Here is a 16,396-nt window from a genome sequence, read left to right on the forward strand (position 1 = left end):
ACCCGCCCCACCACTCGCTACGCGGGAAGAAACCTTCTGACCAGGCACTTAGCCGGTCAGGGGTGAGTACGGCAGGATCTTGGCGGCCCTACTTGATCACAGTTTCATGATCATGAGGACAAGTTGAGGACGCTGGTCACGCGGCGGGACGCAACCCCTCGTTCGGTCCATCCTCATCGGCCTCGGGCCTCTCGCCGGAGCCCTCTTCTGCCTCGGGCTCAGGCTTGCGGCGTGCCTCCCTCGGAGGCGTCTCCTTCTTCTGCGGGGACCGGGGCACGACCGCGCTCGTCGACTCTGCCTCGGCGGTCATGAGTTGAGGCAGGAAGCTCGTGTACGTGTCCGAGGTGATCTGGCGGGAGCTGTGCCCGAGCCGCTCCTGGACCACCTTGATGTCGGCCTTGCCGAGGAGCGCCGGCGTGGCGGACAGGTGCCGCGTGTCGTGCAGGCGGATCGGTGGAAGCCCGGACAGCTCCACGAGCCGGTTGAACCGTCGGCTGATCCAGTCGGGGTGCAGGGGCTCGCCGTTCTCACGGGTCCAAACTCGGTTGCTCTCGACCCAGGGCCGAATGCACGGGGTATGGGTACGGGATACAGGGGTACGGCGGGCGTAAGGTCAGCCCCGGGCTGTGTGCGCCGCGTCGCGGACATGGGCGCGGCAGTACCGGATGAGGCATGCCCGGAAACGAATCCCGTCCCGGGTACGGCATGATTCCTCCGCAACCACCGCGTTCCTGGGGAGAACATGCGCCACCGCCACACCGTCACTGCCATAGCGATCACCGCGCTCGCGCTTACCGCCTGCTCCAGCAACGACGAGCCCGACCACCTCACCGCCGAAGAAGTCGCGGCCGAACTTGCCGACGCAACCGGCGTCGTCGACCTCGGCGACCAGACCGACAACACCAAGTTGTGCTCCAACGAGGCTGCCGGCAAAGAGCCGCACAAGAACGACTGCGTCCAGCTCATTGCCACCTACACCGTCTCGATCTACGAGTACGAGACGCCGGCAGTCGCCGCGAACTGGGTCAAGGAAATGAAGAAGGTCGGCAGCGACTGGCGGCAGGTCGACCGGTTCGCGCTCGCCTGGACGTCGCAGGAGCAGAAGAACACGTCCGACCAGCGGCGCACCGAGCTGGTCGCCGCGCTGGAGAAGCTGACAGCGAGTGAGGACTGACCGACTGCCGCTGACTGGCCCGGCCGCAACGCCACCACGACGGCCGGGCTTCGTACTCGCGCAGGGAGGTGACCCATGGCCCAACCAGAACATGGACCCGGTCAGCGACGAACGGACCCGGTCACCGACGAGGAGAAGGAAGAGATCCGCCGTTTCCGCGCTGCGGCCCACGGCCGCAACCCCATCGGCGACCAGTGATCAAAAACCCGGTTCAGCCTGCGGGTCCCAGACCTTGCGCAGGACGTCGAGCAGAGTGTCGCTGTCCTGTGCACGTGGATGCTGGAGGTGTCCGATGTCGGTGACCCAGATTGATCTCGACGCTACGCCGCGGACGAGCCGATGAGCGAACTGGCGCACGGCTGGGTCGTCACCTCCACGGTGACCCGCGGACGCATCCGCGACCTCGACACCTCCGCCGTGCCGGCCATGCCCGGCGTACTGGGCGTGATCGACCACCGCAACGCGCCCCGGCTCAATCTGGAAGCGGGATCGTTCTTCGGCCCCGACGGCGGCATGCACCTGCTGCAGAGCGAGGACATCCCGCACTCAGGCCGGCCGATCGCACTGGTCGTCGCCAAGACGGCGGAGCAGGCCCGGTCGGCGGCCATGGCCCTGCGGGTGACGTACGACGAGGAACCGCACGACGTCGACTTCTCAGCCGACCACCCCGCCGCCCGCCGGGCGACGTCGCACTTCGGAGAGGACGCCACCTTCTACTAGAAGGGCAAGGACAAGCAGTGGGACGGCGCCACGCGGATCGACTGGGACCTGGAGGTCGACCCGTACGACCCGCTCGGCACCCCCGACGAGGCGATGAGCCTGTACGGCACGAAGCACTGGGCCAAGCTCACCGGCAAGGACCGGGGCGAGCTGCGCCGCCACTACGCCTCCTGGCAGTTCAGCCAGTTCCTGCACTGCGAGCAGGGCGCCATGATCTGCGCCGCCCGGATCGTCGAGTCGGTGCCCGACATGGACGCCGAGTTCTACTCGGCCACCCAGGTCATGGACGAGGCCCGGCACGCCGAGATCTACGGGCGCTTCCTGCACGAGAAGATCGGGATGCTCCACCCGATCAACGACAACCTCCAGAGCCTGCTCGGCGACACCCTGCGCGACTCCCGCTGGGACATGCCCTACCTCGGCATGCAGGTGCTCATCGAGGGCCTCGCGCTCGCCGCCTTCGGCATGATCCGGGACACCACGAACAAGCCGCTGCCCCAGCAGATCCTCGCGTACGTGATGCAGGACGAGGCCCGGCACGTCGCCTTCGGCCGGATGGCGCTGCGGGACTACTACAAGCAGCTCACCGACGCCGAACTGCGCGAGCGCGAGGAGTTCGTCATCGAGGGCTGCTATCTCATGCGCGACCGGCTGCGCGGGGTCGAGGTCCTGGAGAACTTCGGCATCCCGCGGAAGGAGGCGGAGGCGCTCAGCGAGCAGAGCGAGTTCCCGCACCTCTTCCGCAAGTTGCTGTTCAGCCGATCGTGCCGTGCGTGAAGGACATCGGCCTGTGGGGCGAGCGCCTCCAGAAGGCCTATCTCGACATGGGCGTCTTCGACCTGGGCGACTCCAACCTGGACCTGCTGATGACCCAGGACGAGGAGATCGCGGAGGCGCTGGACCGGAAGCGGTTCGCCGTCGAGGAGCAGGAGCGCGTGGCGGAGGTGGCGGAGGCGATCGCGGAGGGCGGGGCCGTCTCGTAGCCGGAGCGCGGTCTCGTGGCCGTACGTGAAATGGGGTGAGCCCCCGGCGCCGGGTGGCGCCGGGGGCTCGGTGTGCGTCAGCGGGCGGCCGGGATCAGCCGAACGCCTTGACGGTGCTCCAGTCGGAGGACAGGACCGTCTTGACCGGGGCGTTGGTGTTGGTGGTGGACGGGTTGTACAGCTTCATGTTGCCGGTGGCGCCGTCGCGGGCCCAGATGTCGGGCACCCCGTCCTTGTTGACGTCGGGGATGCCGATCGCGGCGGTGATGTTGGTCGGGGTCCAGTTGGTGCCGAACGTCACGTCACCGTTGACCGAGTTGGCCGCGAGCTTGATCGACTCCAGGTCGACGCTGCCGGCGACCGGGCCGGGCTTGCCGTGGCGGACGTACATGTTGCCGTTGGACACGTTCCGCCACAGCAGGTCGGGCGTGTTGTCCTTGTTCATGTCCGCGATGTTGACGATGTCGCGGGCGGTGGTGGCCCAGGCGGTGCCCTCCATGAGCGTGGCGGACTGGAAGCTGCCGCCGGTGTAGCCGGAGAGGATCCAGAACGCGGTGCCCGCGCGCAGGGCGATGTCCGGGTGCTTGTCACCCGTGATGTCGCCGATCGCCTTCATCTGCGTCCACGTGGACGGCGCCGGGGCGTTGGACGGCAGCCGGATCTTCATGCGCTCGTCGACGTTGAAGGTGCCGTAGCCGTCGCCCGGGTAGAGCCAGAACTGCTTGTCCGGGGTGACGGCGAACAGGTCGGTCGACCCGTCGCCCGGGTAGGCGTCGTTGTAGTGCGCGATCAGCGACGGCGTGCCGGCGGCGTCGATCCAGTGGTTCGCCGGGTCGATCTTCTTGCCGGCGGTGACGTAGGACGCGGCGAGGCAGTTGTAGAGCTCACCGCCGGTGCCGGGGACGGCCGGGTCGGCGGGGGCGCCGACACAGTTCTTCAGCCTGCCGTCCGCGTAGAGGACGAGCAGGTCGGCGATGTTGTCGCCGCCCGTGTCCATCGGGCCGTCGGCGGTGTCACGCGGCGGCAGGTAGAAGCCGTAGTCGCCGCGGATGCTCTGGTTGCCGTTGGCGTCGTAGGCGTAGACGTTGATCGTCACCGGTCCCGCGTGCGGCGGGGTGACACCGGTGATGGTGACCTTGCCGTTCACCGGGGTCGGCGCGTCGACGTAGCCCTGGCCCTCGAAGGCGTACCGGAACTTCGACGCACCGGCGGCGGTGAAGGTGAAGTCACCGGGCTTGCCGAAGTTCACCCGCGCCCAGGTCTTGCCGTCCGGAGTGGCCTCGGTGAACACCGTGCTGGTGATGTCCGGCTGCGGCGGGGCGGTCGGGTCGACGGTGATCTGGCACGGCTCGCTGCCGTTCGGGAAGAAGGTCGAGGTGGAGCCCGCGGCCGGGTACGTGGAGTCCTCGGAGCGCACGTCCCACTTGTAGAGGGTGTTCGTGGTGATGTCCTTCAGCAGCGGGTCCGTCGCCTCGATGACCATCTGGCCGTATCCGGTGCTGTCCGCGGTGGCGACGTACTCCTTCTTGGTGGTGTCCGTCGACTTCCAGAAACGGAACCGCAGCTTGGGAACGGCGCCGTCCGGGTCGGAGCCCTTGGCCTTCAGCGTGATGGTCGTCCGGCCGATCAGCATGCTGTTCGTCGGACCGGCCACACAGGCGCCACCCGGGGAGGAGGTACCGGAGGTCGGCTGGTTCGGCGCGCGGTTGAACTCGCCTTCGATCCGGGCACCGGTCGCGGCGAACTTGCGCCAGGTCTGGGTGTCGGTCTCGGACGTGGCCCGCATGCCGAGGGTGATGTTCGACCAGCCCTTGTCCGCGGCCTCCTGGGCCGCCGACGTCACGGTGAACGACTCCCACGCGTCCGGGCAGGACGAGGACCAGCCGTGCGCGAAGGACTTCTTCTGCAGCACCCTCGACCAGCTCGGCTGCGCGTTCCACGTCGTACCCGAGGAGATGCCGCCCGTCAGCCAGAACTCCATCTGACGGTCGGTGCAGGACCAGGAGTGGTTGTTCACGATCTTGAACGTGGCCCAGTCGAACTTGGCGCCCTCGTAGCTGGTGGAGAACCTCATCCGCCAGAACGAGCGGGCCAGACCGCCGGTGTCGCTCTCGTAGCCCACGCGGGCGTCGGAGGTGCCGGAGGAGAAGTTCGTACCGTTCCAGAAGCTGGAGTTCGGGTACTTCTTGTACGCCACGGTCCAGGCCAGCCAGTCGCTGTTGAGCGGCGGGTCGATGAAGACCGGGAACTGCGTGTCCTTGTCGGTGAACAGGCCCGTGGCCGCGACGTCCAGGTTCAGCGTCGCGGAGCCGGTGCCGTCACCGTCGAGGACGACGGGGAGCTGGGCGGACTTCGCGCCGGGCTCGATGCCCGTCAGGCCCGACAGCTTCAGCACGTCGGCCGTGGTGGCCACGGAGGTGCGCTGCGGCGTGCCCGGGGGCAGCTCGGGGTCGCGGCCGGCCGAGTCCCAGGCGAACGGGGTCGGGATGCTGCCGGCCTCCTTGCCGTCCTTGCCGAGGACCTGGATCCGGTTGGCCTTCGTGTCCTGACGGAACACGGCCGTCTTCGAGCGCAGCCCGTACGAGACGGTCGCGAGGTCCTTGTTCCGGGCGGCCTGCTCGTCCTTGACGATGAGGAGCTGGCCGAAGCCGCCCTCGGCGCGCACGACCAGCAGCAGGTCGACACCCGGGAACACCTCGGGGTAGAGGGCGCGCGGGCCGTCGAGCACCGGCTCGGGCAGGGTGCCCGGCCAGGTGTACGCGACGGTGTGGCCGTTCAGGTCGACCTCGGCGAGGACGGTCTCGCCGGCCAGCGGGGCGCGGACGTACGAACGGTCGGCGCGGTCCGCGGACCGGGTACCGCCGGCGAAACGCACCGGCACGACCGCGTTCACCGGACGGATGCTCAGCGAACCGGCACCCTTCGTCCGGCGCAGCGTGGTGTCGATGGGCGCCCACTTGCCCTGGGCGTTCTTCGCACGCTGCGGCTGGGCGTCGATCTGGGTGCGCATCTTGCCGTTCGGCAGTGCCCAGATGAGCTGGTTCTCGGTGGTCGCCGTGTCGACGAGCACCTTCTTCCCGGTCCGCCTGGCCTCGGCTGCGGCAGCGGCCTCGTCGCGCGGACCGGTCGACGCCTGCCGGGCGTCGGTGGCGGACGTGCCGCCGTCGGCGGTCGTGGGCCCGCTCGGCTGCCACCAGGGCAGGAGCGCGGCGGTGAGTGCGGCCAGGACAAGGCCGAGAGTGAGGCTCAGCCGTGCGCGCGTGCGCACGAATGGGCTGAGAAGACGAGGCGGCGCTGGCACGGCGGTCTACTCCCGTAGGAACCAGAGGATTTCGGACAGCACAGACAGCCCCGTGGCTCAGACCACGGGGCATAGGCGCGCACACGATCACACGAAGGTCATGCGGCGTCCATTTTTGAAGGGTTTATGAAGACGTTATGTGTTGCCGTGCCAGAATCTGATGCATCGTGAAGGCGTCGGCATTCAGGTGATTTGATGGAGTACCATGTTCGGTTTGCCCTCGATGCCTGATCCGCGGTAAAGGCCGGCAGTACGGCAGTCTGCTTGCGATTGCACCGTGGTGAATCTCACTTCGAGACCACTCTGTTCGCTTTCAGCGATCTTGCCAGTGTGGCGAACATGACAGAGAGTGCGCACGCACGCGCCTGATCCAGACGCGTGCTCTTTGGTGTTTCCGCACCTCCGTTGTCTTGTTCGTCTGGGTGGGAGTCGACGCGCATGCGTGCTTCAGGTCCACTGTCATGGCTGGGGCGGCATCGCCTAGCCATGACAGAGTCACAACGACGGCGCCGTCGGCGAAGCCGCACGGCGATCGTCCTATTGCTGTCCTCGACGTTGACGGTGACCAGCCTGGGCTCGCAGGCCCTGGCGGTGCCCGGGCCCGGGATGTCCCGTGAGGAGACGACCTCTGAGGTCGACCTCCCCGACATTCCGCCGAGCACCACGCTCGCCGACAACGCGCAGGCTCCGAAGACGCTGAGCACGGCGCCGGAGAACCCGATCACGGCCTACGCACCGGTCGCCACGGACCCCTGGGCGGCGGATGCCGGCCAGGCGAACCCGTCGACGGCCACGCCGGGCACCACGGTCCAGGTCAAGAACACGACCACCCAGGCGCTCCTGCCGGTCGGTGTCGGTGTGCCCGTGGGTCAGGACCCGGCGACCATCGCCGGTGACTGGCAGGTCGCCGTCAAGGCGACGACCACGTCCGAGGACACCGGCGTGCCCGGCATGATCATGGAGATCGTGCCGCCGGTGACGGCGGACCCGACGGCGCAGGTGCTCGTCGACGTCGACACGACCGCCTTCGAGGACCGCTACGGTCAGCTTGCCGCCGAGCGCTTCGGCCTCGTCCTGCTGCCCAGCTGCGTCATCGACTCCCCGGAGAGCGGCGACTGTGCTCCGGACACGGGCATCCAGACCATGTCGGTCCGGGCCGAGCCGGACGTCGAGGTCGAGCGGCTGCGCAGCACCGTCAAGGAGGTGCCGGCGGCCAAGACCAAGCTGAAGGCGACGTCCGGCAAGACCAAGAACGCCGCGACCCGCCAGATCCTCTCCGGCACGGTTCCGGTCGCGAACCTGCTGCCGGACGAGGACGCCCCGTCGACGGCCTCGGGCGCCTCCGTGCGCAAGGCCGCCTTCTCGTCGAACGTGGGTGCCTCGGGCCGCCAGGTCGTCGGCGCGATGGACACCGGCTCCTCGGCGTCCGGTGACTTCACCGCCTCGCCGCTGCTGTCCTCCGGTTCCTGGGCGGCGGGTTCTTCGAACGGTGCCTTCACCTACTCGTACCAGGTGCAGGTCCCGGAGACCGCCGGCGGTCTGATGCCGAAGGTCGCGTTGTCGTACAACTCGCAGACGGTCGACGGCCGCACCTCGGCGTCGAACAACCAGGCCTCCTGGATCGGCGACGGCTGGGACTACAACGCGGGCTCGATCACCCGGTCGTACAACAACTGCCGCCAGGACTCCAAGCGGGCCGGGGCCAACAACACCGACCACAAGACCGCCGACCTGTGCTGGGGCTCGGAGAACGCCACCCTCTCACTGGGCGGCATGACCACCGAGCTGGTCTGGGACAAGGACAAGGGCCCGCTCGGCACCGACGGCAAGCCCGTCGGCCAGTGGTTCACCGCCAACGGTGACGGCTCGAAGATCGAGCGGCTCAAGGACACGTCCAAGGACCCGCGTTCGGGCGTACTGAAGGACGCGGACGGCGAGTACTGGGTCGTCACGACCAAGGACGGCACCCGCTACCACTTCGGTCTGAACAAGCTCCCGGGCTGGTCGGACAACGGCACCGCCACCGACGACCCGTACACCGACTCCGTCCTCTCGGTGCCGGTGTACGGCAACCACTCGGGCGAGCCCTGCTACGCGGGCGCGGGGACCACCAACTGGAAGAGCTCCTCCTGCCTCCAGGCCTGGCGGTGGAACCTCGACTACGTCGAGGACATCCACGGCAACGCCATGTCCCTCTTCTGGGAGCGCGAGGAGAACTACTACGCGAAGAACTTCTACTTCAAGGGCCCGGTCAAGTACCACCGCGGCGGCTACCTGTCGCACATCTACTACGGCCAGCGCAAGGAATCGATCTTCTCCGCGACGGCCCCGGCCCGCGTCGGCTTCACCGTCGCCGAGCGCTGCTACCCCGAGGCCGGTCTGACCTGCTCGGAAGCGGAGTTCACGGACAAGGACCCGGGCAAGTACCGCATCTGGTACGACACCCCGGCCGACCTGAACTGCAAGGCCGTCACCTCGACGTACACCCGCAAGTGCTGGAACGCCGGCCCGACGTTCTGGACCCGCAAGCGCCTGGACAAGATCACCACCTCGGCGCAGCGTCGTACCGACACCACCGCGCGCCAGGTCGTCGACGAGTACCAGCTCAAGCAGAACTTCCCGGTCCTGAAGACCGGCGCCAACACCGCGCTCTGGCTGGAGTCGATCCAGCGCACCGGCTACGCCCGCAACGGTTCCACCGACGCCTCGGTGAAGCTGAACGCGGTGCGGTTCGAGTCGAACTCCGACGACATGCCCAACCGCGTCTACCGCGGCAGCGCCGCGACGGATCCGCGACCCGGCTTCTCGCGTCTGCGCATCGCGCGTGTCGTCAACGAGTACGGCGGCGAGACGGTCGTCACCTACAAGCCCCGCGAGACCGCGTGCCAGGACAGCACGAACCTGCCGGGCAAGACCGAGACCGCCGCGCTGAAGTCCAACACCCGTCTCTGCTACCCGGTGTTCTGGCACCCGGACGCCGAGATCGAGGACATCGACTGGTTCAACAAGTACGTCGTCGACACGATCGAGGAGCTGCCGAACGTCGACGGCTCGTACTCGACGCTGACCGGGTACGACTACAAGAACGCCGGCTGGAAGCTGGCCGAGGCCGAGTTCACGAAGAAGTCCACCCGGACCTACTCGCAGTTCGCCGGCTTCGAGCAGACCACGGTCACCACGGGCGAGCGCAAGGCCACGGCCGACAGCGGTGAGGGCACCAGCCCCGCGGAGGAGATCCCCGGCGTCGACGGCCCGAAGACCAAGGCCGTCACCCGCTTCTACCGCGGCATGGGCGACACCGTCCCCATGAAGGACGTCCACGGCAACACGATCACGTACAACGGCCAGCCCGTGTACGACCGTGACGCCTTCGCCGGCCGCATCGCCGAGGAGCTGTCCTACACCAACGCGACGGACGCGGACACCAACTGGCTGACCCGCAGCATCACGATCCCGGAGGCCACCGAGCTCGCCAGCCGCGACCTCGGCGACGGGCTCAAGCCGCTGAAGGCCTGGCGGGTCACGGAGCCTGAGGAGATCGCGTATACGAAGTCCTCGGGAACGGGTGACGACAAGCGCACCCTGCGGACGGTCGAGACCAACACGACGTACGAGTCGACGTACGGTCTGCCGACCATGGTGGAGTCCCTCGGTGACGCCGATCCCACCAAGACCGGCGACGAGTCCTGCACCAAGCTCGAGTACCTGCACCGCACGGACAAGAACCTGATCGGTCTGTCGAAGCAGGTCCTGGTGTCACCGACGACGTGTGCGAACGCCGTCTGGGCGAACCTCGGTTCGCTGAGCAGCGCCACCCGCACTGCCTACGACGGCACCAATTACGGCGACGCGCTCGGCGCATCGACCCGGGGTCTGGCCACCCAGTCGTGGACGCTCAACAACGCCGGTACCGACTTCCAGACCACTGGCGTCAAGGAGTTCGACGCCGTCGGCCGCATGGTCAAGGAGATCCCGGCGGAGCAGCTGGCCAAGCCGACTCCGAAGTTCTCCACGATCAGCTACGAACCCATCGGACCTGCCACGGGCCAGGTCTTCAAGGTCACGACGACCAACCTGCTCGGTCACAGCCAGGTGCAGGAGCTGGAGCCGGGCCGCTCGGTCACCGTGAAGACGACCGACGTCAACAACCTCGTCAGCGAGGCCGTGTACGACCCGCTGGGCCGACTGGCCGAGGCCTGGGCCCCGGGGCGCACCCCGACCGCGGGCGCCGTGCCGGACTTCAGGGCCGAGTACACGATCCCGGCCGAGGAGCCGGACCCGAACGACCCCAACGGCGGCAAGATCCGCAAGCCTCCGTACGTCACCACGTACGCGCGTGGTTACGAGGACCGGGTCGAGAAGTCCGTCACGATCTACGACGGTCTGGGCCGCGAGCGGCAGTCGCAGGAGGAGGCGGACGGCGGCGGCCGTCTGATTACCGACACGCTGTACAACCGCGCTGGTGAGATCTACCAGACCAACAACGCCTACCTGAATCAGGACGCCCCGAGCAGCGAGCTGTTCATCCCGCGGGCGGACACCACCGTCCCGAACATCACCCGCTACAAGTACGACGGTCTGGGCCGCGTGCTCGAGGAGATGCCGGTCCTCAAGGTCAAGCTCACGGGCACGACCGAGGCCATCTCGCAGGAGGTCCCGGAGAAGGCCGTCCGCTACGAGTACGGCCCGGACTGGTCGAAGATCATCCAGCCGCAGGGCGACTCGTCCTATCGAGTCTGGACCGACGCGACCGGCCGCACCGTCCGTACGGACACCTTCAACCCGGCGGCGCCCGAGTACACCACGCCGACGGGCAGCAAGGAGCGCTACACGTCGACGCGCTACGAGTACGACGCACACGGCTCCCTCGCGAAGGCGATCGCCTCGGCCGACCCGACGCACCCGTGGTCGTGGACGTACAACCACAACGGCCAGGTGGAGACGGCGACTGACCCCGACGCGGGCACGTCCACCACGGCCTACGACGCCTTCGGCCGGGTCGAGACGATCCTGAACGCCCGCGGCATCAAGGTCTGGAACGGCTACGACGAGCTGTCGCGGCCGACGGAGGTACGTGAGAACGGCGCCGCCGGCAAGTTGCTGTCCTCGTTCACGTACGACACGGTCCCGGGCGGCAAGGGCATGCCCGCCACCGCCACCCGCTATACCGACGGCGACGCGTACACGCAGACGGTCAACGGCTACACGAAGGATTACCAGCCGACCTCGACCACGCTGTCCCTGCCGCCGTCCATCGTCAGCACCTGGGGTCTGAACAGGGACTACAGGTACGACTACACGTACAACGACCGCGGCATGCTGGACGAGACCACCCTTCCGGCGGTGGGCAGGTTCGCCTCCGAGAAGCTGGTCGTCCGCTACAACAAGGACGGCAAGCCGGTCACGATCTCCGGCAAGGACTGGTACGGCTCGGAGACGGTCTACTCCCCGTACGGCCAGGTCATGCGCTCCACCCTCGGTTCCCTTCCGTACCGGGTGTGGACGCAGAACTCCTTCGACGAGTCCACCGGTGAGCTCACCGAGAACTCGGTCTACCGCGAGAAGGGCGGCCCCAACGACACCACCGCCGACCGGACCGTCGTCCCCGGCAACCTCGTCTCGAACCGGGCGTACGGCTACGACCCGGCCGGCAACGTCACCTCCATCCAGGAGAAGTCCACCGGGATCGCGGAGCGCCAGTGCTTCGTCTACGACCCGCTGGGCCAGCTGAAGTCGGCCTGGACCTCCAAGGACCAGGACACCTGCGTCAACCCGAGGAACCCGGACGGCACGCTCAACAAGAACGCCGACGGAACCCTCCGGGTCGCCGCGGGCGCGGACAACTCCGGCTACTGGCAGGAGTACGAGTACGACCTGCTCGGCAACCGCACGCAGCTGATCGAGAACGACCTCAGCGGCGACACCACCAAGAACGCGGTCACCACGTACGCGTACGGCAAGAACGCCGCCAAGGACCAGCCGCACACGCTGACCAAGGTGTCGAAGACCTACAAGACCCCCGCGGGGGCCCAGATCTCGGCAGAGGCCACGCGTCTGTACGAGCTGACCGGTGAGACCAGGACGATCACCTCGGTCGGGAGCGGCGACAAGCAGGAGCTGACCTGGACCTACGACGGCCAGGTCGACCGGATCACCGGTGCGGGCACCGGCGGCAAGACCCCCTACGTGGGTCTCGGCCAGAAGTGCCTGGACCTGAAGTCGGGTGTAGTCGCGGCGTCCCAGCCGATCCAGCTGTACGCCTGCAACGCCTCGGTGGCGCAGAACTTCAAGTTCACCCCCACTCCGGGCGCGACGCCGACGGTGCAGACCAACCCGGACGAGGGCACGCTGTCGATCCACGGGACCTGGTGCCTTCAGCCCACGGCCAACACGGCGGGGTCGGCGGTCCAGATCCAGAAGTGCGGTACCACCGCGGCGCAGGAGACCGCCCAGAAACTGAGGCGCAACGCCTCCGGGCAGCTCACCCACCTCGCCTCCGGCCTGTGCCTTGCGGTCCAGGGCGCGGCGAACGTCAACTCGACTCCGATCGTGCTCGCCACGTGTGACGCGATGCAGGCCGCCCAGCAGTGGCTGCCGCAGAACGACACTCGTCACATCTACGGCCCCAGCAACACCCGTCTGCTCACCATCAAGGGCAATCAGGCGACGCTCCACCTGGGTGAGGCCGAGGTGACCGTCCAGCAGGGCGGCGTCCTCGTCAACACCCAGCGCACCTACGGGACCCCCGGTGGCGCGGTCATGCGCTACGCCTACGGCACCGGTTCGGAGACCCTGGTCGCCCAGACCACGGACCACCAGGGCAGCGTGTACACGGAGGTCGCCCTCTACGGCGGTCAGACGGTGCGCATCCGCAAGCAAGACCCCTTCGGTAGCGAGCGCGGCACGCTCGCTACCAGCATGCAGAACCACAAGGGGTTCCTGGGCAAGACGCGGGACGACGCCTCCGGTTTCCAGCCGCTGGGCGCCCGTCTGTACGACCCGACGGTCGGACGCTTCCTGTCCGCCGACCCGGTGCTCGACCTGAACGACCCGCTGCAGTCCAACGGGTACGCGTACGCGCAGAACAACCCGGTCTCGTACTCCGACCCGACCGGACTGGCGATCACCCTGACCGCCTCGGAGAAGGCCGCGGCCCTCGCCGGCGCGGGTCTGTCCGCGGCGCAGGTCGCCCAGGCACAGGCCACCATGGGCAAGTCGCTGACCTCGGTGATCCTGTCGATCGCCTGGGAGACGCTGAAGGACTTCATCGGCATCAACGACGCCATGGCCTGCTTCGGCGGTGACATGTGGTCGTGCGGCAGCATCATCCTGGACGCCATTCCGTGGACGAAGCTGGGCAAGATTCCGTCGGTTCTGAAGGCGATCAACCGCACCATCGAAGCCATCCAGGCCTTCAAGGCAGCCAAGAAGGCGGCCGAGGCCGTGCTGAAGGCGGCCAAGGCCGCCGAGGCAGCGGCACTCAGGGCCAAGAAACTCGCCATCGAGAAGGCGAAGAAGGAGGCCGCGCAACGGGCCAAGAAGAAGGCGGCCGAGGCCGCCAAGAGAAAGGCCGACGAAGCGGCCGCCGCGAAGCGGAAGACGGGTAACGCCGTCCAGAAGCAGTCCCAGGCCAAGGCCGCACCGAAGGCCTCCTCGCACTCGAGCGCGAGCAAGGGCGGCGGCGGCAAGAGTTCCGGCGGTGGCAAGAGCTCCGGCGGCGGCGGCAAGTCCGGCGGCTCCGCCCGCAGCAGCGGCGGTAGCAGCGGCGGCGGCGGCTCCGGCAAGGCCGACGGCGACGGCGGTGGCGGTTCCTGCCCGGTCAACAGCTTCGCGCCCGGCACGAAGGTGCTGATGGCCGACGGTTCCACCAAGCCGATCGAGAAGGTGAAGGCTGGCGACAAGGTCATCGCGACCGATCCCGAGACCGGTGAGAGCGTCGTCCAGACGGTCACCGCCGAGATCAAGGGCGAGGGCCTCAAGCACCTGGTCAAGGTCACGATCGACCTCGACGGCAAGAGCGGCTCCAAGACGGCCCAGATCACGGCGACGGCCGGGCACCCCTTCTGGGTCCCCGAGCTCGGCGAGTGGGTCGACGCCACCGACCTCGAGTCCGGCGAGTGGCTCCAGACCAGCGCGGGCACCTACGTCCAGATCGCCGCGATCCGGCGCTGGACCGCGCAGGACGCCACAGTCCACAACCTCACGGTCTCCGAACTGCACACGTACTACGTGCTGGCGGGTGCCACTCCGGTCCTGGTCCACAACGCCAACCTTCCGCAGGTCTGTGGTCCGGTCACCGCGAACACGCACTACGCCGACGTGGAGGTCTTCGACGCCGAGGGCACGATGATCGACTCGTACTCCCTCCGAAGCGGCGCCACCACGGCGGAAGAGGCCGCCATCGGTGTGGGACGCGCACGTCAGGCGGTCCACACGGAGAACCGGGCGGCACGCGCCGCCGGCGGTGCGCCCATGATCGGCGACACGGTCATTCAGGACGACCCGTTCTTCCTGGCCAGTCCCGTTCCTGAGGGCGGTCGGGTGAGGATCACCGGCACCAAGCCGCCGTGTGGGCCCTGCCAGGCACAGATGAGGTTGTCCGGGGAGGATAGGGGTGCAACCTTCGAGTACCTGTGGCCGGACGGAAATGGTGGAATGAACATCTTCTCCACCTCCGGGTAGGTCGCACCGAATCCAGCGGTCTATTGCCGAATTCACCTGGATGTGATCAATGAGTAAAGCTCCTGTCGGAACAGTCATCTCTCGGACTGCGCCGGCAGGAGCTTTGCCATGTGGAGGTACCATTCCCCCATGGACATCTTGCGAGAAGATGAGCGCTGTGGGATCTGCGGTCAGCCGATGGATGCCCACGAGGCCCATCAGCAGCACGAGGACGGCAAGCCCGCCCGAAAGGGAGGGCGCATCTCGTACGTCGTCGTGGAGGTGCGCGGAGCCACTGTCCATTACCAGGAGACCGAGAACCCCGGTCGGAGGTTCCAGTCCGGTGCTTCCGATGTGGCCGGAAACCTTCGAATCGATATTTCCGAACTGCCCGGATGCCACTTCACGTGCTGGGTGGAGCCCACCCAATACGGCGTCATTCGAAGCGACTTCCAGCTCGCCTGACACCACGGGTTCGCAACGCCCGGCCGGGTTTCCTCGGCCGGGCGTTCCGCCTTTTCATGGCTCGTTCGCGGGACGAGGCGTCATCACGGCCCACCTCATCGCCCCTCCGCCTCAAGCCTCAGCCCCTCCTCCATCACGGCCCGCGCGATCGGCGCCGCGTCCCCGCCCCCGCTGATGTCCGTGCGGTTCGCCGCCGCGTCCTCCACCACCACCGCGACCGCGACCGCCGGCTGGGCCGAGTCCTTGGCCTGGGCCCAGGCGATGAACCAGGCGTAGGGGGCGCCTGTATTGCCCAGGCCGTGCTGGGCCGTGCCGGTCTTGCCGCCGACGCGGGCGCCGGGGATGGCCGGTTGGGTGCCGGTGCCGTTCTCGACCGCGCGGACCATCAGGTCCTGGAGGCGGGTCGCGGTCGAGGGGCTCATGGCCTGGCGGTAGCTGCGGCGGGCCCGTGGTGTCGACGGTGGTGCCGCCCGAGGTGGTGGTGCGCTCGACCAGGTGGGGGAGGGCGATCTTGCCGTTGTTGGCGACGGTCGCGGCGACCAGGGCGAGCCGGTGACCGGACGGCCGTCCACCACGAGAAGGCCGCGGCCCTCAAGGGCGCGGGCCTGTCCGCGGCCCAGGTCGCGCAGGCTCAGGCCACCATGGGCAAGTCGCTGACGTCGGTGATCCTCGGGGCGGCCTGGGGCATCCTGAGCGACTTCATCGGTCTCACCGATGCCATGGCCTGCTTCGGCGGTGACATGTGGTCCTGCGGCAGCATGATCGTCGGGGCGATCCCGTGGACCAAGCTGGGCAAGATTCCGTCCTCAAGGCCGTCAGCCGCACGATCGACGCCATCCAGGCGTTCAAGAAGGCCAAGGCGGCCGCCGAGGTGGTCCTCAAGGCCGCCAAGGCCGCGGAGGCCGCGGCATTGAAGGCCAAGAAGGCCGCCATCGGCCTGGACCCGCGACACCCCGATGTCATTCAGGGCAGTGACAGCGACCTGCCGTTCGAGGACGGAACCTTCAGGACGGTCCACGCTGTCAATCCGTTCGGATTCAACCCGGTCAACGCGGAGACGGCCCGCGTCATGGAGCGAGGTGGTCTGCTGAT

General features: G+C 67.9%; 6 protein-coding genes and 4 pseudogenes. 7 read left to right on the forward strand and 3 right to left on the reverse strand.

The genetic code is table 11. The features are described 5' to 3' along the window. Positions 1 to 136 precede the first annotated feature (136 nt). A pseudogene (locus IE263_RS19140) lies at positions 137 to 583 on the reverse strand (tyrosine-type recombinase/integrase); the annotation flags it as partial. 159 nt (positions 584 to 742) lie between these two features. Here IE263_RS19140 and IE263_RS19145 point away from each other — a divergent pair. The 4 genes and pseudogenes from IE263_RS19145 to IE263_RS19155 form a co-directional block, all read left to right on the forward strand. After that, positions 743 to 1,174, forward strand: a complete 432-nt coding sequence (locus IE263_RS19145; protein WP_189938022.1) for a hypothetical protein — start codon at positions 743 to 745, stop codon at positions 1,172 to 1,174. A 75-nt stretch (positions 1,175 to 1,249) separates the two neighbouring features. Next, on the forward strand, positions 1,250 to 1,372 hold the full coding sequence (locus IE263_RS49525; RefSeq protein ID WP_268256038.1) for a hypothetical protein: 123 nt from the start codon (positions 1,250 to 1,252) through the stop codon (positions 1,370 to 1,372). Between the two features lie 141 nt (positions 1,373 to 1,513). Beyond that, positions 1,514 to 1,894 carry a hypothetical protein gene (locus IE263_RS19150; protein WP_229911053.1) on the forward strand — a complete coding sequence of 127 codons (381 nt, stop codon included), beginning with the start codon at positions 1,514 to 1,516 and terminating at the stop codon, positions 1,892 to 1,894. After that, positions 1,895 to 2,877 (forward strand): annotated as a pseudogene (locus IE263_RS19155) (ferritin-like domain-containing protein); the annotation flags it as partial. It lies immediately after the preceding gene. Between the two features lie 94 nt (positions 2,878 to 2,971). Here the strand turns inward: IE263_RS19155 and IE263_RS19160 are convergent. Further along, the gene (locus tag IE263_RS19160; RefSeq protein ID WP_444545099.1) at positions 2,972 to 6,145 is read right to left on the reverse strand and encodes a DNRLRE domain-containing protein; all 3,174 of its coding nucleotides are present in this window, start codon (positions 6,143 to 6,145) and stop codon (positions 2,972 to 2,974) included. Positions 6,146 to 6,784: 639 nt separating this feature from the next. On the opposite strand from IE263_RS19160, the gene IE263_RS19165 reads away from it, so the two are divergent. Beyond that, positions 6,785 to 14,860 (forward strand): ricin-type beta-trefoil lectin domain protein, encoded by an 8,076-nt coding sequence (locus tag IE263_RS19165; protein WP_373312018.1) that lies wholly within the window; start codon positions 6,785 to 6,787, stop codon positions 14,858 to 14,860. 129 nt (positions 14,861 to 14,989) lie between these two features. After that, entirely contained in the window at positions 14,990 to 15,304 is a 315-nt protein-coding gene (locus IE263_RS19170; protein WP_134403998.1) for a hypothetical protein, read from the forward strand. 95 nt (positions 15,305 to 15,399) lie between these two features. Here IE263_RS19170 and IE263_RS19175 read toward each other — a convergent pair. After that, positions 15,400 to 15,856: pseudogene (locus IE263_RS19175) on the reverse strand (penicillin-binding transpeptidase domain-containing protein); the annotation flags it as partial. Between the two features lie 23 nt (positions 15,857 to 15,879). Between IE263_RS19175 and IE263_RS50030 the strand changes: the two are divergent. Then, positions 15,880 to 16,238 (forward strand): annotated as a pseudogene (locus tag IE263_RS50030) (hypothetical protein); the annotation flags it as partial. Between the last annotated feature and the right edge of the window lie 158 nt (positions 16,239 to 16,396).

Origin of the sequence: Streptomyces aurantiogriseus, assembly GCF_014649375.1 — a bacterium.
In the GTDB taxonomy this organism is placed as follows: Bacteria; Actinomycetota; Actinomycetes; order Streptomycetales; family Streptomycetaceae; genus Streptomyces; species Streptomyces aurantiogriseus.

Excerpts from the sequence above, each read along its gene's own strand:
- IE263_RS19165 (WP_373312018.1), top strand. The coding sequence starts at position 6,785 with ATGTCCCGTGAGGAGACGACCTCTGAGGTCGACCTCCCCGACATTCCG.
- IE263_RS49525 (WP_268256038.1), top strand. The coding sequence starts at position 1,250 with ATGGCCCAACCAGAACATGGACCCGGTCAGCGACGAACGGACCCGGTC.
- IE263_RS19170 (WP_134403998.1), top strand. The coding sequence starts at position 14,990 with ATGGACATCTTGCGAGAAGATGAGCGCTGTGGGATCTGCGGTCAGCCG.
- IE263_RS19150 (WP_229911053.1), top strand. The coding sequence starts at position 1,514 with ATGAGCGAACTGGCGCACGGCTGGGTCGTCACCTCCACGGTGACCCGC.
- IE263_RS19145 (WP_189938022.1), top strand. The coding sequence starts at position 743 with ATGCGCCACCGCCACACCGTCACTGCCATAGCGATCACCGCGCTCGCG.